This is a genomic window from Selenomonas sp. oral taxon 149 str. 67H29BP, from assembly GCF_000146365.1.
GTDB lineage: Bacteria > Bacillota > Negativicutes > Selenomonadales > Selenomonadaceae > Centipeda > Centipeda felix.
The window spans coordinates 877156-898251 of the sequence record NZ_GL397087.1 but is presented as its reverse complement, the minus strand read 5'-3'; the positions used below and the strand labels follow the sequence as shown (position 1 = coordinate 898251).

17 protein-coding genes and 1 riboswitch are annotated in these 21096 nt (G+C 60.1%); all 17 genes read left to right on the top strand.

The window, feature by feature from the left end; genetic code table 11:
• The first annotated feature begins 73 nt into the window (after positions 1 to 73).
• A complete protein-coding gene (gene rbfA, locus HMPREF9166_RS04280; protein ID WP_039981009.1) occupies positions 74 to 445 on the top strand; it encodes a 30S ribosome-binding factor RbfA in 372 nt (123 codons plus the stop codon).
• Complete coding sequence (locus HMPREF9166_RS04275; protein ID WP_009442834.1) at positions 442 to 1389, top strand: bifunctional oligoribonuclease/PAP phosphatase NrnA; 948 nt, start codon at positions 442 to 444, stop codon at positions 1387 to 1389. Before rbfA ends, HMPREF9166_RS04275 begins: the two co-directional genes overlap by 4 nt.
• Positions 1390 to 1392: 3 nt before the next feature.
• A complete protein-coding gene (truB, locus tag HMPREF9166_RS04270) occupies positions 1393 to 2265 on the top strand; it encodes a tRNA pseudouridine(55) synthase TruB (protein WP_009442833.1) in 873 nt (290 codons plus the stop codon).
• Positions 2266 to 2385: 120 nt separating this feature from the next.
• Positions 2386 to 5307, top strand: a complete 2922-nt coding sequence (locus HMPREF9166_RS04265; RefSeq protein ID WP_039981007.1) for an insulinase family protein — start codon at positions 2386 to 2388, stop codon at positions 5305 to 5307.
• Between the two features lie 76 nt (positions 5308 to 5383).
• Complete coding sequence (gene dapA / locus HMPREF9166_RS04260; RefSeq protein ID WP_009442831.1) at positions 5384 to 6271, top strand: 4-hydroxy-tetrahydrodipicolinate synthase; 888 nt, start codon at positions 5384 to 5386, stop codon at positions 6269 to 6271.
• Between the two features lie 76 nt (positions 6272 to 6347).
• Positions 6348 to 7346 (top strand): homocysteine S-methyltransferase, encoded by a 999-nt coding sequence (gene mmuM, locus HMPREF9166_RS04255; RefSeq protein WP_009442830.1) that lies wholly within the window; start codon positions 6348 to 6350, stop codon positions 7344 to 7346.
• On the top strand, positions 7294 to 7914 hold the full coding sequence (gene folE / locus HMPREF9166_RS04250) for a GTP cyclohydrolase I (protein ID WP_009442829.1): 621 nt from the start codon (positions 7294 to 7296) through the stop codon (positions 7912 to 7914). The genes mmuM and folE overlap by 53 nt, the downstream gene beginning before the upstream one ends.
• Positions 7883 to 8731: a dihydropteroate synthase gene (folP, locus tag HMPREF9166_RS04245; RefSeq protein ID WP_009442828.1), complete on the top strand. Its 849-nt coding sequence runs from the start codon at positions 7883 to 7885 to the stop codon at positions 8729 to 8731. Before folE ends, folP begins: the two co-directional genes overlap by 32 nt.
• A gap of 1 nt (position 8732) precedes the next feature.
• Complete coding sequence (gene folB, locus HMPREF9166_RS04240; RefSeq protein WP_009442827.1) at positions 8733 to 9098, top strand: dihydroneopterin aldolase; 366 nt, start codon at positions 8733 to 8735, stop codon at positions 9096 to 9098.
• On the top strand, positions 9098 to 10066 hold the full coding sequence (gene folK / locus HMPREF9166_RS04235; protein WP_009442826.1) for a 2-amino-4-hydroxy-6-hydroxymethyldihydropteridine diphosphokinase: 969 nt from the start codon (positions 9098 to 9100) through the stop codon (positions 10064 to 10066). The genes folB and folK overlap by 1 nt, the downstream gene beginning before the upstream one ends.
• Position 10067: 1 nt before the next feature.
• A complete protein-coding gene (locus HMPREF9166_RS04230; protein ID WP_039981005.1) occupies positions 10068 to 10763 on the top strand; it encodes a uracil-DNA glycosylase in 696 nt (231 codons plus the stop codon).
• Positions 10764 to 10792: 29 nt separating this feature from the next.
• The gene (msrB, locus tag HMPREF9166_RS04225; protein WP_009442824.1) at positions 10793 to 11911 is read left to right on the top strand and encodes a peptide-methionine (R)-S-oxide reductase MsrB; all 1119 of its coding nucleotides are present in this window, start codon (positions 10793 to 10795) and stop codon (positions 11909 to 11911) included.
• 102 nt (positions 11912 to 12013) lie between these two features.
• Positions 12014 to 12254: riboswitch (cobalamin riboswitch) on the top strand.
• Between the two features lie 202 nt (positions 12255 to 12456).
• On the top strand, positions 12457 to 13419 hold the full coding sequence (locus HMPREF9166_RS04220; protein ID WP_009442823.1) for an ABC transporter substrate-binding protein: 963 nt from the start codon (positions 12457 to 12459) through the stop codon (positions 13417 to 13419).
• Entirely contained in the window at positions 13409 to 14491 is a 1083-nt protein-coding gene (locus HMPREF9166_RS04215; protein ID WP_009442822.1) for a radical SAM/SPASM domain-containing protein, read from the top strand. The genes HMPREF9166_RS04220 and HMPREF9166_RS04215 overlap by 11 nt, the downstream gene beginning before the upstream one ends.
• Positions 14488 to 15516 carry an ATP-binding protein gene (locus HMPREF9166_RS04210; protein ID WP_009442821.1) on the top strand — a complete coding sequence of 343 codons (1029 nt, stop codon included), beginning with the start codon at positions 14488 to 14490 and terminating at the stop codon, positions 15514 to 15516. The genes HMPREF9166_RS04215 and HMPREF9166_RS04210 overlap by 4 nt, the downstream gene beginning before the upstream one ends.
• 22 nt (positions 15517 to 15538) lie before the next feature.
• Positions 15539 to 17374 carry a VWA domain-containing protein gene (locus HMPREF9166_RS04205; RefSeq protein ID WP_039981001.1) on the top strand — a complete coding sequence of 612 codons (1836 nt, stop codon included), beginning with the start codon at positions 15539 to 15541 and terminating at the stop codon, positions 17372 to 17374.
• 26 nt (positions 17375 to 17400) lie between these two features.
• Positions 17401 to 21084: a cobaltochelatase subunit CobN gene (gene cobN, locus HMPREF9166_RS04200; RefSeq protein WP_009442818.1), complete on the top strand. Its 3684-nt coding sequence runs from the start codon at positions 17401 to 17403 to the stop codon at positions 21082 to 21084.
• Positions 21085 to 21096: the final 12 nt, after the last annotated feature.

The following is a 21096-nucleotide window of genomic DNA, read 5'->3' as shown; positions in this document are numbered from 1 at the left end:
CCGCCGATGATGGCGGACAGCGGGCTGTCTTTGTATGGATTGTCCCTGCATATCACCGGAGAGGAGGCGCACCTTGAGCAAGGTTCGCGTAGAAAAGGTTCAGGAGCTGATGAAACAGGAAGTCAGCGATATTATTTTCAATGAGTTAAAAGACCCCCGCATCGGCTTCGTGACGGTCACCTCCGTTGCGTGTACAGAGGATCTGCGTGAGGCGAAGATCTACGTCAGCGTCATGGGGGATGAGAAGAAGGCGCGTGATACGCTGAACGGACTAAATAGCTCGCTCGGCTTTGTACGGCGCGAGATCGGGAAGCGTATCCGTCTGCGCTTTACGCCCGAGATCAGCTTTTCGCTCGATACATCACTGAATTACAGCGACCACATCCAGCGTCTGCTCAACGAGATCCATGAGGAGCAGCCGAATGGGAAGAAGGAGGACGTATGAAGATCACTATGGACGATTCGGCGCAGATGCTCCGCGATGCGCAGACTGTCGTTCTCACTTCGCATATCCGTCCCGATGGGGATGCCATCGGATCGACGCTTGGACTCATGCACGTCCTGCGTGCGCAGGGGAAAGAAGTTCGTGTCCTGATTGACGATGAGATTCCCCGAATTTTCAGCATTCTGCCGGGCGTTGACCAAATTGAGCGTCCCATAGAGAGTCAGCGTTATACCGCTGACCTGCTTGTCGTCTGCGATGTTGAACTCGGCAGGACGGGGGCGTCGGTATCCGCTGTGGATGCCGTTCATCTGCTTAATATTGATCACCATGTGACGAATGATGAGAAGGCGGAGCATCTCTGCCTGAACCCGAAAGCCGCCGCTACCTGTGAGATAGTTTATGACCTTGTACGCATCCTCGGCATCATGCCGATGCTCGATGCGGCGGTCTGCCTTTATACGGGGATGGCGACGGATACAGGCTTTTTCCGATTCTCCAATACGACGCCGCATACGATGCGCGCGGCGGCGGATCTCCTTGAGATCGGCGTGAAGCCGAATATCGTTTCCGCAGCGATGGAGATGAAGTCGTACGATGAAGTGATGGCACAGGTCAGAGCCATCCGAAACCTCGAGATGTTCTTTGACGGCAGGGTTGCCGCTGTCTTTATCGACGAGGAGCGGGCACGCGGAGTCACGACGACGGAGGGACTGCTCGACGAGCTGCGCGTGATCGAGGGGACACAGATTGTATTCTTTATGAAGTGGCTGGAAAAGGATACCTACCGCATCAGTATGCGCTCAAAGGGGACGAACGTCTCGCGCATCGCGCAGAAATTCGACGGCGGCGGACATATCCGTGCAGCGGGATGCACGATCCACGCGCCGTTTGCCGAGGCTCGTACGGCGATCCTCGATGCCATCGGGGAGGAGCTGAATGCGTAAATCGTGGACGGATTCATCAATGTACTGAAGCCGACAGGGATGTCCTCGCACGATGTCGTCGATGTCGTGCGGCGCATCTTTCACCAGAAACGTGTCGGTCATGCGGGGACGCTCGATCCCGCGGCGGCTGGGATTCTCCCCATCGCCCTTGGGCGCGCTGCACGGCTTGTGGAGTATCTTGAGGGGGCGGATAAGTCCTACCGTGCCGAGATCGCCTTTGGCTATGCGACGGACACAGGGGATGTCTACGGGACGGTAACGGAGCGTGCAGAGCACCCCGTTCTGCCGGCGGCGGAGGAGATTGAGGCGGTGCTCGCACGCTTTCGCGGGTGCATCACGCAGCGCCCGCCCGCTTACTCAGCAATCAAGGTCGGCGGGAAGCGTGCCGCCGATCTTGTGCGGCAGGGACGGGTGGTGGAGATTCCGACGCGCAAGGTCACTATTCACCGATTGGAGCTCCTGCACATCGATGCCGTGCGGCAGCGCATCCGGATCGACGTGGACTGCTCCAAGGGGACCTATATCCGGTCCCTCTGCGCCGACATCGGTGCGGGACTGCATCTGCCCGCGACGATGCGCTTCCTTCTGCGCAGCCGCGTCGGCGCGTTTACCCTCGCGGATGCCTATACGCCCGAGGAACTCGCGGAGGCGGGGGAGGATGCGGTCTGCGCGGCAGACCGCGCCCTGTCGCTCCCCTGCTACGAGCTGGCACAGCAGCGTGTCAAGGCGTTCTACAGCGGCCTCTCAACCACGGAACGGCGCCCTCTCGCTGCAGGGCTTTATCGTGTCTATGCGGACGGCGTTTTTCTCGGTATCGGACGCTATGATGCCAATGCACAGGAGATGTACCCGGAGAAGGCGTTTCCGCCGGTTTGAGATTTAGGGGAATTTATTCATATTTCCCTTGTTGGGCTGTCGTATCGACAGTCCTTTTGTTTTGAGAATCTCCCTCTCTATGGTATAATGGCAGGCGTAACGATAAGGAGGATACGCTTGATGAAAATAGATGATGTGATTCACGGGTTTCGTCTGCTTCGCTCGGAGCAGATTGCAGAGGCAGAGGGGACGGCACACATGTTTGTGCATGAGAAGACGGGAGCTCAGCTGTTTTTTTTAGAGACGGCGGACGACAACAAGGTGTTTTCGATCAGCTTCCGTACGCCGCCGGTCGATGATACAGGGGTGGCACATATCGTGGAGCACTCCGTACTCTGCGGCTCGCGCAAGTATCCGCTGAAGGAGCCGTTCGTGGAGCTCGTGAAGGGCTCGCTCAATACGTTCCTCAATGCGATGACGTTCCCTGATAAGACGATGTACCCTGTGGCAAGCCGCAACGACCGCGATTTCCAAAATCTGATGGATGTCTATCTGGATGCAGTGTTTTACCCGGCAATGCGTGAGAATCCGCAGGTGCTCATGCAGGAGGGGTGGCACTACGAGCTTGAAAATGCAGATGCGCCGCTGACGTACAGCGGAGTGGTCTACAATGAGATGAAGGGCGCGCTCTCCGCGCCGGATGATCTCCTCGGCAGCCGCATCATGGCGGCACTCTATCCCGATACGACATACGGCTATGAGTCGGGCGGCGATCCCGAGGCGATTCCCGCGCTGACGCAGGAGCAGTTCCTCGCGTTTCATGCGCGCTATTATCATCCGTCCAACAGCTATATCTATCTCTATGGAAATCTCGACATCGAGGAGAAGCTGGCGTATCTCGACCGTGCCTACCTCTCGCATTTTGACCGCATTCCCGTGCCGTCGCGCATTGATCGTCAGTCTGCATTCCCGGCGTGCGTCCGCAAGGATCATTTCTATCCCATCGGCGCGGAGGAGCCGCTCGCAGAGAATGCCTTTCTTTCGCTCAGCTGGGTGATCGGCGATACGTCGGATATGAAGCGTGTCATGGCACTGCAGGTTCTCGACCATGCGCTGCTGCGGATGCAGGGCGCGCCGCTGCGGCAGGCGCTCATCGACGCGGGGCTTGGCCGCGATGTGGATTCGAACTACGAGAGCGATATCCTTCAGCCGTTCTTCAGCATCGTGGTCAGCAAGTCGGAGACGGCGCGCGCGGAGGAGTTCGCACGGGTCGTGCGGGAGACGCTGACGCAGCTCGCGGATGGGGGACTCAATCATCAGCTCGTACAGGCATCGCTCAATACGCTTGAGTTCCGCCTGCGTGAGTCGGACTTCGGCTCGTCGCCCAAGGGGCTGATCTACGGGATTCGCCTGATGAAGACGTGGCTCTACGGCGGTGCGCCTGAGAACTATCTGCGCTATGAGGATACTCTTGCCGCGCTCAAAAAGGGACTCAAGGACGGCTACTTCGAGCAGCTGATTCGCGAGGCGTTCCTCGACAATCCGCACGCCGCTCTCGTGACACTCGCGCCGAGCCGTACGCTCGGTGCGGAACGGGCGGCAGCCCAGGCGGCGGAGCTGGCGGAGAAGAAGGCTGCGATGAGTGCGGATGAGGTCGCGGAGGTCATGCGCTCCTGTGCGGCGCTGAAGGCGGCGCAGGAGGTTCCCGACACGGAGGAGGCACTGCGCTCGATCCCTATCCTTGCACGGTCGGACATTCGCAAGGATGCGGAGCGTCTGCCGCTCGAGGTGCGCGATCTCGCGGGGACGAAGGTGCTCTTTTCGGATCTCGAGACGAACGGCATTGTCTATCTGAATTTCTACTTCCCGATGGCGGCGGTTGCACAGGAGGATCTGCCGTATGCGTATCTGCTCGCAGAGATGTTTGGTGCGGTCGATACGGCGACGCACGGCTATGCGGAGCTTGCCATGCTGCGCAGTCTCTATACGGGCGGCATCGGAGCGGACATTGTCGCCTATACGCGTGCGGGTGAGGCGGACTCACTCATGCCGCGCTTCAAGCTGCGCGCCAAGGTGCTGCGCGGGAATCTGCCGCGCCTGTTTGAGCTCCTCACGGAGATCATCGGCACGAGCGACTTCTCGGGCAGCAAGCGTATCCGCGAGCTGGTCGATGAGGAGAAGACGGGCATGGAGCTCTCGCTCCAGCGTGCGGCAAATCAGGTTGTCGCCTCACGCATTGCTGCCTACCTGACACCGGCGGGCGCCTATGCGGAGGTCGGCGGACTGCCGTTCCACGATTTTCTCTCTGCATTCAAGGAGAACTTTGACGCGGATCATGCGAAGATGCAGGCGGCATTTACACGCATCCTGCCGCAGATCTTTAACCGCAATGATCTGATCCTCAGTGTGACGGCACCCGCCTCCATATATGATGAGACGGCAGAGCAGCTCGCCGCGTTCAGGGACACGCTCTCTGCGGCAGTGTTCCCGCCTGCGCCGTACACGTGGAACATCTGCGCACGCAACGAGGGACTGACGACGCAGAGCCGCGTGCAGTATGTGGCAAAGGGGGCGAATTTCCTCAAGCTGGGCTATCGCTACACGGGGACGATGCGCGTGCTCGAAACACTGCTCCGCTACGACTATTTCTGGACACGCATCCGTGTGCAGGGCGGAGCCTACGGTGCGATGACGCAGTTCAACCGCAACGGTTTCATGGTGTTTTCTTCCTACCGTGATCCGAACCTCGCCGAGACGCTGGATGTGCTCGATGAGACGGCGGACTATGTGCGCACGTTCGATGTGTCCGACCGTGAGATGGATAAATTCATCATCGGCACGATGAGCGGCGTGGATGCGCCGATGACGCCGCAGATGAAGGGGGATATTGCCGCAACGTTCCATCTGCGCGGCATCACGCAGGAGGATCGCCAGCGTGCGCGCGATGAGATCCTCACAGCACAGCAGGCGGACATCCGTGCGCTTGCACCGCTTGTTGCGGATGCGATGCAGGCGAATGTGCGCTGTGTGCTCGGCGGAGAGGAGAAGATCCGCGAAAATGCCGTTCTCTTTGATGCGGTGCGGCCTGCGCTGCGGATGTGACAGATCAACAAAGCTTTTGACTTTTCGCGCGGCACGTGGGATAATGATGACAGAATAAATAAAGGGGGAGCTTGCCATGAGAAAAGAGATTTTTCGCGGTGCGGGCGTTGCCATTATTACGCCGTTTACGGAGACTGGGGTCAACTACAACGAGCTTGGACGCATCATTGAGGATCAGATTGCGGGCGGGACGGATGCCATCGTCATCACGGGGACGACAGGCGAGTCCGCGACGATGACAGATGCAGAGCATCGCGAGGCAATTCGCTATACTGTGGAGAAGGTGGACGGGCGCATTCCCGTTGTTGCAGGTACGGGCTCGAATGAGACGTCCTACGCGATCGAGCTGTCGCAGTATGCCGAAAAGGTCGGTGCCGATGCGCTCCTCCTCGTCACGCCGTACTACAATAAATGCACGCAGAATGGTCTCGTTGCCCACTATACGAAGATTGCGGACAGCGTCGGCATTCCGGCGATTCTCTACAATGTGCCGTCGCGTACGGGTGTCGGTATTAAGACGGAAACGTATGCAAAGCTTTCGCAGCATCCCCGCATCGTCGGCGTGAAGGAAGCGAGCGGCGATCTCACGGCGATCCTGCGTCTGCGCGCCGCGACGGGCGATGATTTTGCGGTCTACTCCGGCAACGATGACCAGATTGTGCCGATTCTGTCGCTCGGCGGTTCGGGTGTGATCTCCGTGCTGTCGAATGTTGCGCCGCGCGCGGCACACGATATATGTCAGCATTATTTTGATGGTGATGTGCGCACGGCGGCAAAGATGCAGATCGACTATGCAGATCTCATCGATGCACTCTTCTGTGAGGTCAACCCCATCCCCGTCAAAACGGCGATGCGCCGCCTCGGCTACGATGCGGGACCACTGCGCATGCCGCTCGCGGAGATGGAGCCGGCGCATGCGGCACAGCTCGATGCGGCACTGCGTAAGCATGGCCTGCTGAAGTGACACCATCTCTCGCTCTTCTGCCGCATGAACTGTGTTCCGTGTGCAGGGGGGCGTTTTTTGGCATGGGGGGGATGGGATGAATGTCTTAGAGGCGCGGCTTGCTGTGCAGGATGTGCTCGTCCTTGACGGAGCACTGGCAACGGAGCTGGAGGCGCGCGGTTTCTCCGTCGATGATCCGCTCTGGTCGGCAAAGGCGCTCTTTGAACGCCCCAACCTCGTGCGTGAGATTCATCTGGATTATCTGCGTGCGGGTGCAGATGTCCTGACAAGCGCAAGCTATCAGGCGACCGTCGCCGGTTTTATGCGGCGCGGCTTTACGGCGGAGAAGGCAGCAGAGCTGCTGCGCCGCTCCGTGCGGCTGGCGCAGGAGGCGCGCGATCTCTATCGTGCAGAGTGCGGCGGAGATGCCGCTGTGCCGCTCGTGGCGGCGTCCGTCGGACCATACGGAGCGTATCTTGCCGACGGTTCGGAGTATCGCGGCGACTATGACGTGGAGGAGGACACGCTCACAGCGTTTCACGCACAGCGGCTGCGGATTCTCGCCTCCGCTGCGCCCGATCTTCTCGCCTGTGAGACCCTGCCGTGCCTCCATGAGGCATGCGCCATCGTCCGCGCACTGCGGGCGGAGGGGATCCGCATCCCCGCGTATTTCTCGTTCTCCTGCCGAGACGGTGCGCACATCAGCGACGGGACGGAGATTGCGGAATGTGCTCGTGTGCTCGATGCCGTGCCCGAGGCAGCAGCAATCGGTGTGAACTGCACAGCACCGCAGTATGTGAGCGGTCTGATCCGAATGATTCGGCAGGAGACCGATAAGCCCATCGTCGTCTATCCGAACTCCGGTGAGTACTATGATGCGGCGGCACGGGTGTGGCGCGGTGCGGCGGAGGATTTTGGCGCACGGTCGCGGGAATACGCAGCGGCGGGGGCTCGCATCATCGGCGGCTGCTGCCGTACGACGCCGCACGATACGGCGTCGATTGCGGCGTGGGTAAAGGCCGGCAGGAAACGGGGGGACGGAGATGGAGACAGAGTACGCGGCGGATCTTCCGCGCGCCGTACGCGCCATGCGTGAATTTCTCGCAGCACTTGGCGTAGACACTGCGGCGCAGGGGATGGAGGAGACGCCGCTGCGTGCCGCACAGCTCTATGCGGAGCTCTTTGCGGGGCTGCATGAAGATAGGGCGGAACTTTGGGCGGATGTCCTGACGGAGGAGACGGACGGCCTCGTTGCCGTACGCGCCATTCCATTTTATTCGATGTGTGAGCATCATTTGCTGCCGTTCTTCGGCACGGCGCACATCGTCTACCAGCCCCATGCGGGCCGCGTGGCGGGCTTTGGCGTATTTGCGCGGCTGGTCGCGTCGATGGCGCGCCGTCCTCAGCTGCAGGAACGGCTGACGGGGGACATCGCGCGTGAGATCGAGTGCGGACTTGGGGCGGAAGGCGTGCTTGTCGTCCTCGATGCGCAGCAGCTCTGCATGATGATGCGCGGCGCACGAGCACACGGTGCACGGACAACGACGTCGGCGTCCTGCGGCATATTTCGCACGGATGCAGCATCACGGATGCAGGCATGGACGATGCTTGGGATGGAGAGAGGAGCACAGGATGACGGCGAATCGACACTATCGCTTTGCTGACGGGAAGGAACTGACCCTTGGCGGGCGGACGCTTGTCATGGGGATTCTGAACGTGACGCCGGACTCGTTTTCTGACGGCGGCAAGTGGAACACGCGCGACGATGCGCTCCGCCACATGGAGGAGATGGTGCGGGACGGGGCGGACATCATCGACGTCGGGGCGGAGTCCAGCCGTCCCGGCTTTGTGCCGATGAGCGCGGCGGAGGAGACGGAGCGGCTGCTGCCGTTCCTCGAAGCCGTTTTGCCCGCATGCCCCGTGCCCGTTTCCGTGGATACGTTCAAGGCGGAGACGGCGCGCGCGGCGCTGCGTGCGGGCGCGCATCTCCTGAATGATATATGGGGGCTTCAGTACGCCGAGGAGCCGGGGGCGATGGCGCATGCGGCGGCAGAGATGCATGCGCCCGTCGTCGTGATGCACAATCAGAACGGAACGGTATACGCGGGAGACATCATCAACGCAATGCGGGATTTTTTCGCGCGTTCCTTTGCAGCGGCGGATGCGGCAGGACTGGCACGGGACAATCTCATCCTCGACCCCGGCATCGGTTTCGGCAAGACGGCAGAGCAGAATATGCACGTTCTTCGGCGCATGGACGAGCTTATCTCCTATGACGGAACAGACTATCCCGTGCTGCTCGGTGCGAGCCGCAAAAGCTTTATCGGGGCGGCGCTTGATCTGCCCGTCACGGAACGCATGGAGGCTACGGGGGCGGCGTGCGTCCTTGGTATTCTGCGCGGTGCATCCATTGTGCGCGTGCATGATGTGAAGCCGATTGCGCGGATGTGCCGCATGACGGATGCAATATTGGGGGCGTAGGATGGATCGTATTTTTCTGCACGGTATGCGCTTTATGGCTTGTCATGGTGTCCTTCCTCATGAGCGGGAAGTGCCGCAGTCGTTCGAGGCGGATGTGGAGCTGGGGCTTGATCTGCGTGCGGCAGGGGAGACGGACGATCTTCGGAACACCGTGAACTACGCTGAGGTCTATGAGCTGATACGTCGGGTGATCGAGGGAGCACCGAAGGCGTTGCTTGAGACCATTGCGGAGGATGCTGCGGCACAGATTCTTGCGGCATTCCCTCGGGTCCATTCCATTACGCTCACCGTGCATAAACCTGCTGCGCCGATCGCGGGTATCTTTGCGGATGTCGGGATCTCCATCACGCGGGACAGGGGACAGTGATGGCACGGACAGCGTATATCGGGCTTGGGGCAAATCTCGGCGAACGCGGTGAGACGATGCGCGCGGCACTGCGGCGGCTGTCGGAACAGGACGGCATTCGTGTGGAGCGTGTCTCTGCATTTTATGAGACGCCGCCGTGGGGCAAGACAGATCAGCCGCCTTTTTTGAATGCCGCCGCGCGCATCACGTTTGACCGTACGCCCGAGGAGCTGCTCGCGGCGATGCAGTGCATCGAACGGGAACTCGGGCGCGTGCGGCATGAGCATTGGGGCGCACGTACGATAGATCTCGATCTGCTCCATGTGGACGGCGTCACGTCTGCACAGAAGCGGCTGACTCTGCCGCACCCCTATCTGACGGAGCGTGCCTTTGTGCTCGTTCCGCTGGCGGAGATCGCATCGACGCTCTGCGTTGACGGCAGACCAATTTCCGCATGGCGGGAGGAGGCGGATGCATCGGGGATTGTGCGTGCCCCCGAAGTATCTGCCCCGTACCCGCTCGAACTCATCGCGGCAGTGGATGATGCGGGCGGGATCGGACGGGCGGGGCATCTGCTCACCGACTGCCCCGAGGATATGGCACATTTTCGCAGTATGACGATGGGCAGCATCGTCGTCATGGGACGGCGTACAATGGAGAGTCTGCCGGGGAGGCGTCCGCTCGTGGGGCGTGCGAATATCGTCCTCTCACGAACGATGCAGAAGATAGACGGATTCTATGCAGCAGCCGACATCTTGGCACTCTGGCGTCTTCTGGGGCGCCTGACGGCGGAGGAGGCGCGTCCGATCTTTGTGATCGGCGGCGCAGCATGCTACCGCCTGCTTCTGCCGTATGTATGGCGGGCGTATGTGACACGTCTTTCGGGCAGCTACGATGCAGATGTCTTTTTTCCTTCGCTGGATGGATTTTCCATGACAAGCAGCAGCACAGGGCAAGACTGCATATTTGAAGTTTACGAGAGAGTTTAGCATGGCAAAGGCAATTTTCCAAAATGATTGGCAGGAACTCCTTGCGGATGAGATGGCGCAGCCCTACTATCGTGAGCTGCGCGCATTCCTCATTGAGGAGTACCGTACACGGCGTGTGTACCCCGATATGTATTCGATCTTTAATGCACTGCACTACACAAGCTTTGCCGATACGAAGGTCGTCATTCTTGGTCAGGATCCCTACCATGGAGACGGACAGGCGCATGGGCTGTCATTTTCCGTGCAGGTCGGCGTTGATCCGCCGCCGTCGCTGCTGAATATCTACAAGGAGATGCAGGACGATCTCGGAATCGTCCCGCCCGATCACGGCTGTCTCATCCCGTGGGCGCGGCAGGGCGTGCTCCTCCTCAACACCCTTCTTACCGTGCGCGCTCATGCGGCGGCATCACACGCGGGACGCGGGTGGGAGCGGTTCACTGATACCATCATTCGCCTCCTCGGGGCACGTGAGAAACCGCTCGCCTTCATCCTCTGGGGCAGTCCTGCACGGAAGAAACGCAGCCTGATCACGAATCCGCGCCATCTCATCGTCGAGTCGCCGCATCCGAGCCCCCTCTCAGCGCACCGCGGCTTCTTCGGCAGTCATCCATTCTCGCGTGTCAACGACTTCCTCACGCGTGTGGGGGAGACGCCCATCGACTGGCAGCTCCCTCCGGCAAGTGAGATCAAGCCGTAATCTTTGATTCTTGCTGAAAGGAGATTATCATGAATGCATTACTATTGCGCGGTATCTGTGCCCTCGGCCTGCTCAGCTGCATCGGCGGCTGCGGTGCACCCGCATCGTCGTCGAGTGAGATGCCGCGTGAGATCGTGCAGGAGAACCAAGCTGCCGCAGGACAGAAGGAGATCTATCTCGCCGGCGGCTGCTTCTGGGGGACGGAACTCTACCTCAGTCTGGTGCCGGGCGTTGTCTCTGCAGAGTGCGGCTATGCAAACGGTATGAGTGCCCATCCTTCCTATGCGGAGGTATGCAGCGGCAGCGGGCATGCGGAGGCGGTTCACGTTATCTATGATCCGCACATCATTTCGCTCGATCAGCTTCTTACCGCATTTTACGACTCCATCGACCCGACGGCAGTCGATCGGCAGGGCAACGACGTCGGGCGGCAGTATCGTTCGGGCATTTACTATGTGAAGGCAGACGGCGGCAAGGATGCATCGATCATCCGTGCGTCGTTGGACGCACTGCAGAATCGTCTCGGTCAGAAGACGGCTGTCGAGATGGGACCGATCGTGAACTTTTATCGTGCAGAAGACGATCATCAGGAGTATCTCGAGAAGCATCCCAACGGTTACTGCCATATCTCCCCTGCGCTCATCGCTGCGATGCGTGAGAAACGTGCGGAAGCCGAACCGATGGGGGAGAAGAAAAACGTGCGTCATGATGAAAAGCCGACAAAGGCTGAACTCAGAGAACGTCTCACGGATCTGCAGTACGCCGTTACCCAGGAGAAGGCGACAGAGCCGCCCTTCCGCAACGAATACGATCACGAGTTCCGTGCGGGTATCTACTGTGACATCACGACGGGCGAGCCGCTTTTTGTCTCCACGGATAAATATGACTCGGGCTGCGGCTGGCCGGCGTTCTCACGTCCGATCGATGCGGCGCTGATTGCAGAGCAGGAAGATCGCTCGCACGGCATGGTGCGTACCGAGGTCACGGCAGCAGCGAGCGGCGCGCATCTCGGGCATGTATTTGACGATGGCCCCGCCGCAACGGGTGGGCTGCGCTACTGCATCAACAGTGCGTCCCTGCGGTTCATCCCGAAGGAGGACATGGAGGAGGAGGGCTATGGGGACTATCTCTATTTGCTGGAAAAATAGACTCGGAAAAATCCCAGCGTATTGAGATGATTTGTAAAATATCCCTTTGTCGTATTGACAAGCAATTCTTCCAATGTTACTATAAATGCGTTTTATGAAAACTTTATATGAAGTGGATCAGGTATCGGCGCGAACTGCCAGGTCGTTTGACAGTTTGCAGAGATATAATAGAGAATCCGGTAAGGAAACGTATTTTCCCATCAAGCCGGAGCGGTCACGCCACTGTATCAGTGAGCAACCCTGCATGGGGACATTGTCTCCGCCACTGAGGGATTTCCCTCGGGAAGGCGCAGGTGCGCGAGGAACTGGAGCCAGGAGAACTGCCTGATTGACAATCGCCGTTTGACCTGCGAGTGATAGGGATGGGGATTCCAGTGTGTCTGCGGATACAGCGTGATCCTTTGTTGTGTAAAAACCCCTTCTGTGTATGCAGGAGGGGTCTTTTGATGTGCATCTTCTCGTTTTGCGTGCAGGTTCATCGATGCAGGATGAAGAAAGGTGACGAAGAATGAAGCATGCAAAGAAACTGCAATACGCATATACCCATGCCTTCTAAGTGGCTGCTCTATGCACTCTTTGTCGCGGGCTGCCTTCTTCTCCTTGCAGGATGTGGGAACGGGGCGCGAGGAGGGGGCGATGGAGAGGTATTCTATCGCGGAACGGATGATACCGGGGCGGAGGTCGTTGTCACGGAAAGACCGCATCGGATCGTGTCACTGGGACGAGGGATGGATGAGATTCTCCTTGGGATCGCTCCGCCAGAGCAGATCGCGGGGCTCACCTCCACGGTGGATGATCCGGGAATATCCTGCATGACGGAAGAGGCACGCGCCGTATCCGTCAAACTCAAGGACAGAAGTCCGGAGCGCGTTGCGGCACTGGATCCAGATCTTGTCCTTGCGATTGACGGCATACCGAAGGAGCTGGTGGACAGCCTGCGCGATTTGGGGATTCCCGTCTTTGTCTCACGTACGCCGAATAACCTCGAGGACATCTTTGCGCGCATTGAGACGGTTGGACGCCTGATTGGACAGGAGGAAAATGCCGCCGCACGCATCGCCGAAAAACGTGCCCTTCTCGCTGATGTGGAGCGGCGCGTTGGAGACATCCCGGAGGAGGAGCGCCCCATCGTCGTTGCATTTGCGTTCAGCGGTGTGTTTGGACGCAAGGATGGGCTCTTTGACGATATGTGCCGCCGTGCCTCCCTGCGCAATGGTGTGGCGATGGCGGGGCTGACGGCGACGACTGCGGTCTCGATGGAGCAGGTGGTGGCACTCAACCCCGACGTATTCCTACTGCCGACGTGGAGTACAGAGGGGAAAACGACGGAGGAATTTCGCGAAAAACTCTGCAGAGACCCCTTGTTTATCCATGTGAAGGCCGTGCAGGAAAATCACCTCTATGTGGTTCCGGATCGGTATCGTTACAATACTTCACAGAATGCGGCAGATGCTGTCTACGCATTGGCACGCGCTGTCTATCCGGAGCGCTTTGCCGATGAAAAGTAAGGGCATCGGGGCAGTACCACTGCGCATGCTCGTCATGAGCCTTACCGGAAGTTGTAACCTTGCGTGTCGCTACTGCTATGCCGCAGCGCAGGACAGACGCACGATGACATGGGAGACGGCGCGGCGTGCCATCGACCTTGCGGCGACGGGCAAAATGCCCTTTATCCTGCAGTTCTCGGGGGGAGAACCCCTCCTTGCACTGCCGCTGCTGCGTCAGATGGCAGACTACGTGCGCAGCAAGCGTATCCCGGCACGCATGGATTTGCAGACCAACGGAACATTGCTGACCGAGGAGACGGCGACTTTTCTGCGTCGTGCGCGCATTGGGATCGGCGTCAGCCTTGACGGTAGACCTGCTGTGCACGATGCACTTCGCTGTTATCCTGACGGCAGAGGTACGGCAGCGGATGTTATCGCAGGGATTCGTCAGCTTGCGCAGTGCGGCATGGAGATCGGCCTGACCACAGTCGTCACAGCGGACAATGTTACAGAGCTTTCCGGTGTTGTCGAGATGGCATACTATCTCGGCAATGTGCGCCGTGTGGGCTTTGATCTCCTGCGGCCACAGGGGCGTGGCTCTGCCGTTCGCAGCGCACGGGCCGAGGACATGGCGCAGGCGATGGAAGCGGTTTTTGCGCTGAACCGCAAACTCGGGCGAATGATCGGCCACTCTATGGCGATTAGCCAGATGGAGCAGGCGGCGTGTCTTGCCCAGCGCACAGGCAGTGGATTTTCCCACTGTCATGCGATGAACGGGGCGGGGGTACACGTTGACGCGCTTGGAAATATCTACGCCTGTTCCTCCTTTGTCGGCGATGCGCACTTTCTGCTCGGCGATGTGGAACGTGGCATTGATGTGCAGCGCCAGAAAGAGGTGGCGCAGGAGATGCAGAATGCTATGGCGTTCTGCAGGACGTGTGTGGATTTTTCCGCCTGCGGCGGCGCGTGCTATGCACGCAGGGCTGAGCAGGGACATCCCGCCGCCTCCGATGCCGAATGTGCACTGAAGCGTGCGGCGATGAAGGAGTCGCTGAACGTAGCTGTACAATGCAATAAGAGGACAGGTCAATGAAACATAGAACAGTTTACCCGTTTACTGCAATCGTTGGGCAGAAAGAGATGAAGACGGCTCTTCTCCTCAGTATAGTCATGCCCTCTCTCGGCGGTGTGCTCATCAAGGGAGAGAAGGGAACGGCAAAATCCACTGCCGTACGCGCTGCCGCTGCGCTCCTGCCGGATCTGCACGCCGTGCGCGGCTGTGCCTGTCACTGTGATCCCGCACGCCCCGAGCTCTACTGTGATGCCTGTCAAGAGAGAAGCGCAGAGGGGAAACTGCCGCAGGAAGAAATTCCGATGTGCGTGGTGGAGCTGCCCGTCAGTGCGACGGAGGACCGCGTGGTCGGGACGCTCGACATGGAGACCGCGATCCAGCATGGACGCAAGGCGTTCGAGCCCGGCATTCTGGCGGCCGCGAACCGCAATATCCTCTATGTGGATGAGATCAACCTGCTTGAGGATCATATCGTCGATATCCTGCTCGACTCGGCTGCAATGGGCGTCAACACCGTTGAGCGCGAGGGGATTTCCTATGCGCATCCGGCACGCTTCGTTCTCATCGGTACGATGAATCCGGAGGAGGGGGATATCCGTCCGCAGCTTCTCGACCGTTTTGCGCTCTCAGTGACCGTTGCGGGGGAGCAGGATGCCGAAAGCCGCGTTGAGGTGATCCGTCGTCGGATTGCCTACGAGCGGGATGCAGATGCCTTTGCCGCGACATACGCGGCAGAGCAGGAGCAGCTGCGCACGCAGATTGTCGCAGCACGTCAGCGCGTTGCCAATGTGGCAGTGCCCGACGACATCCTTGGGCTGGCGGCGCAGGTCTCGTTGACGCTCGGCGTTGACGGGCATCGTGCCGATATTACCCTCATCAAGGCAGGGATTGCACACGCGGCACTTGCCGGACGAACTGCTGTCAACGCAGAGGACTTGCTGCGCGTCAGCCGACTTGTCCTCGCACACCGTATGCGCCGCCGTCCCTTCGAGGAAGGGGCGGTCGACTGGAGCGCGGTGGATGCGATCTTGGGAGCATCTGCGTAAACTGCATTTCGGAGGAAAGAGCTTGAACACCCCGCATTATCCACTGACTGCTGTGGTCGGGCAGGAGCACGCGAAACGCGCACTTGCGGCTGTACTGGTGAACCCGCTTGCCGGCGCCCTCCTGATCTCCGGTACGAGTGGAACGGCAAAATCCGTTCTTGTCCGTGCGGCAGCCCCCTTTACGGTGACGGGACGCATGGCGGAACTGCCGCTCGGTGCGTCGGAGGATATGATCTTCGGCACGATCGACATAGAGGCTGCCCTGCAGCAGGGAGAACGGCGTCTGCGGCATGGGCTTCTTCATCGTGCGCGTAATACCTTCCTCTATATGGACGAGGTGAATCTCCTGCGCGAGGACATTCTGTCCACGGTTCTGAAATGTGCCGAGGATCGATTCTTTCGCCTTGAGCGGGATGGGCTTTCATTTACCGAAGAAGTTTCCTATACGCCTGTCGGCACGATGGATCCCGCCGAGGGGACGCTCCGCCCCACCCTGCTGGATGCCTTCGGGCTTTTTGTGTCGATGGAGGATGTGACTGACCCTGCACAACGCAGGGAGATCGCCGCACGGGTACTCACCTTTGAGCGTGACCCGGCGGCGTTTCGTGCGTCCTATGCCGCACAGGAGGAGGATTTTGCAGCCTCGATTTGCCGTGCACGTGGCCTCCTGCCGCGCGTGGCAGTGCCGTCTGCTATTCTGCACTTTGCGGCCGCCTGCGTCCTGCGTGCGCACTGTGTCGGAAACCATGCGGAGATCTATCTCATCGAGGCAGCGCGTGCGCTTGCAGCACTCGCGGGCAGGGCATTCATTATGCCCGTGGATGTGGAGGAGGCGGCGGAGTTCGTACTCGTGCATCGGATGAACCGCTCGCAGGAGGAACAGCAGCCACCGCCTGACAACGCGAATGTGCCGGAGCAGGGCAATAGCGATGTACCGGATGACGCGCAGGATCCGCTTCCACCGCAGGATGAGACGGATGATGCACCGCCCTCGGAGGAGGATACTTCCAGCGGCGACGCGGAGGATTGCATTGCCGCCCCACTCGAAGGGATCATGGCGCGCCTCTCGCTTCTTTCCATGACGATGCGTGCACAGGGCGGAAAGAGCGGCAAGCGTGACATCCTCCAAACGCATACAGCAGACGGGCGCGGCCTGCGAACGGAGATGCCGCGTGCCGGCCGCCGCCCCGATCTCGCGCTCGCTGCGACGCTGCGTGCTGCCGCGCCCCATCAGCGTGTGCGTCAGGGTAGTCAGGCAGTTGTCATCCATCCCGAGGATGTGCGCGTCTGGGTACGGGCAAAACGCACGGCAGCGAACATTCTCTTCCTCGTTGATGCCAGCGGCTCGATGGGCGCACGTGAGCGTATGCGCATGGTGAAGGGCGCGATTCTTTCCCTCTTGCAGGAGGCGTATCAAAAGCGTGACTGCGTGGGGCTCATTGCCTTTCGACGCGATCGTGCAGAGACCCTCCTGCCGATGACGCGCAGCGTGGAACTGGCGGAAAAGCAGCTGCGTGAGCTCCCCACGGGCGGAAGAACCCCGCTTGCCGAGGGGCTTGCCCACGCAATGCAGATGCTGCATGAGCTGGAGCGCAGGGGCGGCGGAAAAAATGTTCTCGTACTGGTCACGGATGGTCGGGCGAACACCAAAGAGGGGGACGCGGGGGTGCAGCGCGCCCTGCAGGCGGCGGAGGAGGTTGCCGGGACACAGGCGCTCAGTCTTGTCCTTGATACGGAGCGCGCCGTCCCGCGCGTCGGTATTGCGCCGGAGCTCGCCCGCCGCATGGACGCACGATATTACACCTTGGAGCAGCTCTCGACGGAGGGCGTGCTTGAGATTGTCCGCGCATCCCGTTGAATGAAGATCCTGGAGCAGTGAAGAAGATGAAGATTGCAGTTTACACCAATATCTTGCGCGTTACTGTACTCGCGCGTCGTTGTGCTGCGTATCTGGAAGCACCAGAGGTACGCGTGTGTGCTGTCAACGGTATGGATCGCTGGGAGGAAAGGCGTGCGGCGGCGGATCTCCATCTCTTTCTCTGGATGGGTACGGGACTGGACAATGATTTCCTGAAGCAGGCGTCGCGCGATTTGCAGAAGCATCGGATTTTGCATCTGATCGTCGTGGATCATGCGGAGCATGACAAGGTGACGTATGGCTTCTCGGAGGAGCAGATTCAGCGGACGTGGGCGTATTTTCGCTATGACGGCGAGGAGAATATGCGCAATCTCTTCCGCTGGCTCGGCGGAGCGTTCGGGGGGATTCCCTGCACGCCGGAGCAGCCCGCCCCGCTCGCATGGAACGGTGTCTATCATCCGGCATGGGCGGGAGATCCTGAGGATATCGCGGGCTATCTTGGCGCGTATTACGTGGAGGGACGACCGACGGTCGGTGTGCTCTTCTATCGCTCGGAGTGGATTACGGGGGACTTTACTTATCATACGGCGCTTATCCGTGCGATCGAGGCGGAGGGGATGAACGCGGTCGCCGTGTTCTCAAACGCCTATCGCGACGCACGCGTGGAGTCTCCGACGCTGATGGCGGCGATCGAGAAATACTTTTGCAGGGACGGACAGCCCCTTGTCGATGTCATCATCAGCACGATGAAGTTCTCTCTCAAGGCAGGCGGTACGCGCCCCGAGGCTCTCTATGCGCTCGGTGTGCCCATTCTTGAGGCGTATACCGTTCTCGCACCAAAGGAGGAGTGGGAGCAGTCACCGGCGGGGCTCGATCCGATGGAGGTCTCGATGAGCGTCGCTATGCCGGAGTTTGACGGTGTGATCCACGCCGTTCCGATCGCGGCGAAGGTGCGTGACGAGAGCGGTGAGATCAGCTACGCGGCACTGGATGAGCGCATGGAGCGGATTGCCCGAAAGGCGCGAAAGTGGGCGGCTCTGCGTCATAAGCCGAACGCGGAGAAGAAAGTCGCGATTGTATTCCACAACTATCCGGCGACGAATGCGAACATCGGCAGCGCGGCGGGGCTGGACTCGCCCGAGAGCGTGCTCTCTTTGCTGCGAGCAATGCAGGCGGCAGGCTATGTCATGGATGAGATCCCGGAGAGCGGCAAGGCGTTCATGAATCTGCTGACGGATCACGCGACGAATGACCGCCGCTTTATGAGTGCGGCGCAGGCAGCGTCTGCCGATGGCCAGCTGACGGCAGAGCAGTATGGTGCGTTTTTTACGGAACTGCCCGAGCAGGTGCGAATGCAGCTCATAAAGGACTGGGGCGATGCGCCCGGTGATGTGTTCAATTACGATGGAACACTGCTCATCCCGGGCACGCTGAACGGGAATCTCTTTATCACGGTGCAGCCCCCTCGCGGTTTTGGCGAGGATCCCGGCAAGCTGCTCCACTCGCCGGACGCCGCTCCCACACACCACTACATCGGGTACTATCACTGGCTGCGCGACATCTGGCAGGCGGATGCGGTCATTCACGTCGGGACGCACGGCTCTCTCGAGTGGCTGCCGGGCAAGAGCACGGCGCTCTCGAACCGCTGCTGGCCGGATGTGTCGCTGGGCGACCTGCCGGATATCTATCCCTACTGGATCACGATTGTCGGGGAGGGGATTCAGGCAAAGCGGCGCGGTGCGGCGTGCCTCATCAGTCACCTCTCGCCGCCGATGGAACTCGCGGGAGAGTTTGAGGAGATCGAGGAACTGGAGCAGGCTCTTGATGAGTACGTCCATTTTCGTGCAGCACAGCCGGACAACATCGAGGCGGCGCAGGAGCTTGTCCGTGAGAAAGCTGCCGCCTGTCATTTCGAGGGGGAAATCGACGAAGGCGATTCCTTTGACGACTATGCCGATGCCCTCCACAACTATGTGACCGACCTCAAGAATATGCAGATTCGCACGGGGCTGCACATCCTCGGACGTGCGCCTGCGGGCGAGGCGCTGATCGATTTTCTGTGCGCGCTCGTGCGCATGGAGCATGGTGGGGAGAAATCCCTCGTCCGTCTCATTGCCGAGCAGTCGGGGTACGACTATGAGGAGCTGCTCACACACAGCGAGCGCATGACGGCGGACGGCATGACCTATGGGCGAAAGCTGGACGCTGTCGAGGCAGAGATGCGTGCGCTCATCTCATTCCTTGCGGCGCATGACTATGCACCGGAGGCCGTCGCGCGGGCGATGGAGCTGCCCGTGATAGCCGGCTCCTCGGAGGAGATGTACGCCGCCTTTGCCCATGCGCTGCATGAGGTCGTGGAGGATATGGTGCCGCGCCTGCGCCGCACGGAGGGGGAGATCACGGAGACGCTGCGTGCTCTCACGGGGCGTTACATCGAGCCGAGCCCTGCGGGCGCACCGACGACAAACGGCGTCGATGTACTGCCGACGGGGCGCAATTTCTGCGGGCTCGATCCGCGCTGTATGCCGACGCCCGCTGCATGGGAGTATGGCAAACAGCTGGGGGATGCGCTCATCGAGCAGTATATCAGCGATGAGGGGCGCTATCCCGAGGCGGTCGGCATCGTCTTCTGGGCGGGCTCGAACATGCGCAGTCATGGACAGTGTATCGCGGAGCTCTTCTACCTCATGGGCGTGCGCCCTGTCTGGCGGCGTCCGTCGCAGCGTGTCTGCGGGCTTGAGATCATCCCCCTCGCAGAGCTCCAGCGGCCGCGCATCGACGTGACGGCACGCATCAGCGGGCTGTTCCGTGATGCAGTGCCGAACGCCATACGCTGGGTGGATCAGGCGGTGCGCATGGTGCGCGATCTCGAGGAAAGCGATGAGGAGAACTATGTGCGCAAGCACGTCCTCTCCGATACGGCATGGCTTAAGGAGCAGGGCGAGACGCAGGAGAGCGCGTGGGAACGTGCCTCTGTACGCATCTTTGGCGATCCGCCGGGGGTGTATGGCGCAGGTGTCGCTGACCTGCTCGAGTCAAAGGCATGGGAGACCCTCGACGATCTTGCCGCGGTCTATACGCGGTTCTCGGGAACGGCATACGGCGGTGACGGGTTGGCGCGTGCGTATGATCCGGAGGTCTTTCAGCGGCGCATGGCGGGGCTGGATGTCACGGTAAAAAATGAGGATACGCGTGAGACGCACATGTTCAGCTCGGATGACTACAACGCCTACCACGGCGGTATGATTGCGACTGTGCGGGCGCTGACGGGCAAGGCACCGCGCTCCTATACGGGCGATTCGAGCGACCGGCAGCGTATTGTCCTGCGCAGCGTTGCGGAGGAGGCGGCGCGTCTGTTCCGTGGAGAGGCGATGAATCCGAAGTTCATCGAGGGGATGAAACAGCACGGCTACAAGGGAGCCTCCGATCTCGCCAACTATCTGGCGCACAGCTATCAGTGGGACGCGACGAGTGCCGTGATGAAGGACTGGATGTACGAGGGTTACGCACGCAAATATGTCCTCGATGCGGGGATGCAGGAGTGGATGCAGGAGGTCAATCCGTGGGCGCTCCACCGCATGGCAGAGACCTTGCTTGAGGCACAGCAGCGCGGCCTGTGGAACGCCTCACAGGAAACGCTGGACGAGCTGCGCAGCCTCTATCTCTCCATTGAGGGGGATTTGGAGGAACGGGCGGAGGGCAGTATATGAGTAAGAATAGGT

What these genes read in the sequence shown, in the direction of transcription:
- HMPREF9166_RS04275 (WP_009442834.1), top strand. Translation starts at nt 442, where the DNA reads ATGAAGATCACTATGGACGATTCGGCGCAGATGCTCCGCGATGCGCAG.
- HMPREF9166_RS04265 (WP_039981007.1), top strand. Translation starts at nt 2,386, where the DNA reads ATGAAAATAGATGATGTGATTCACGGGTTTCGTCTGCTTCGCTCGGAG.
- dapA (WP_009442831.1), top strand. Translation starts at nt 5,384, where the DNA reads ATGAGAAAAGAGATTTTTCGCGGTGCGGGCGTTGCCATTATTACGCCG.
- mmuM (WP_009442830.1), top strand. Translation starts at nt 6,348, where the DNA reads ATGAATGTCTTAGAGGCGCGGCTTGCTGTGCAGGATGTGCTCGTCCTT.
- folE (WP_009442829.1), top strand. Translation starts at nt 7,294, where the DNA reads ATGGAGACAGAGTACGCGGCGGATCTTCCGCGCGCCGTACGCGCCATG.
- folP (WP_009442828.1), top strand. Translation starts at nt 7,883, where the DNA reads ATGACGGCGAATCGACACTATCGCTTTGCTGACGGGAAGGAACTGACC.
- folB (WP_009442827.1), top strand. Translation starts at nt 8,733, where the DNA reads ATGGATCGTATTTTTCTGCACGGTATGCGCTTTATGGCTTGTCATGGT.
- folK (WP_009442826.1), top strand. Translation starts at nt 9,098, where the DNA reads ATGGCACGGACAGCGTATATCGGGCTTGGGGCAAATCTCGGCGAACGC.
- HMPREF9166_RS04230 (WP_039981005.1), top strand. Translation starts at nt 10,068, where the DNA reads ATGGCAAAGGCAATTTTCCAAAATGATTGGCAGGAACTCCTTGCGGAT.
- msrB (WP_009442824.1), top strand. Translation starts at nt 10,793, where the DNA reads ATGAATGCATTACTATTGCGCGGTATCTGTGCCCTCGGCCTGCTCAGC.
- HMPREF9166_RS04220 (WP_009442823.1), top strand. Translation starts at nt 12,457, where the DNA reads ATGCCTTCTAAGTGGCTGCTCTATGCACTCTTTGTCGCGGGCTGCCTT.
- HMPREF9166_RS04215 (WP_009442822.1), top strand. Translation starts at nt 13,409, where the DNA reads ATGAAAAGTAAGGGCATCGGGGCAGTACCACTGCGCATGCTCGTCATG.
- HMPREF9166_RS04210 (WP_009442821.1), top strand. Translation starts at nt 14,488, where the DNA reads ATGAAACATAGAACAGTTTACCCGTTTACTGCAATCGTTGGGCAGAAA.
- cobN (WP_009442818.1), top strand. Translation starts at nt 17,401, where the DNA reads ATGAAGATTGCAGTTTACACCAATATCTTGCGCGTTACTGTACTCGCG.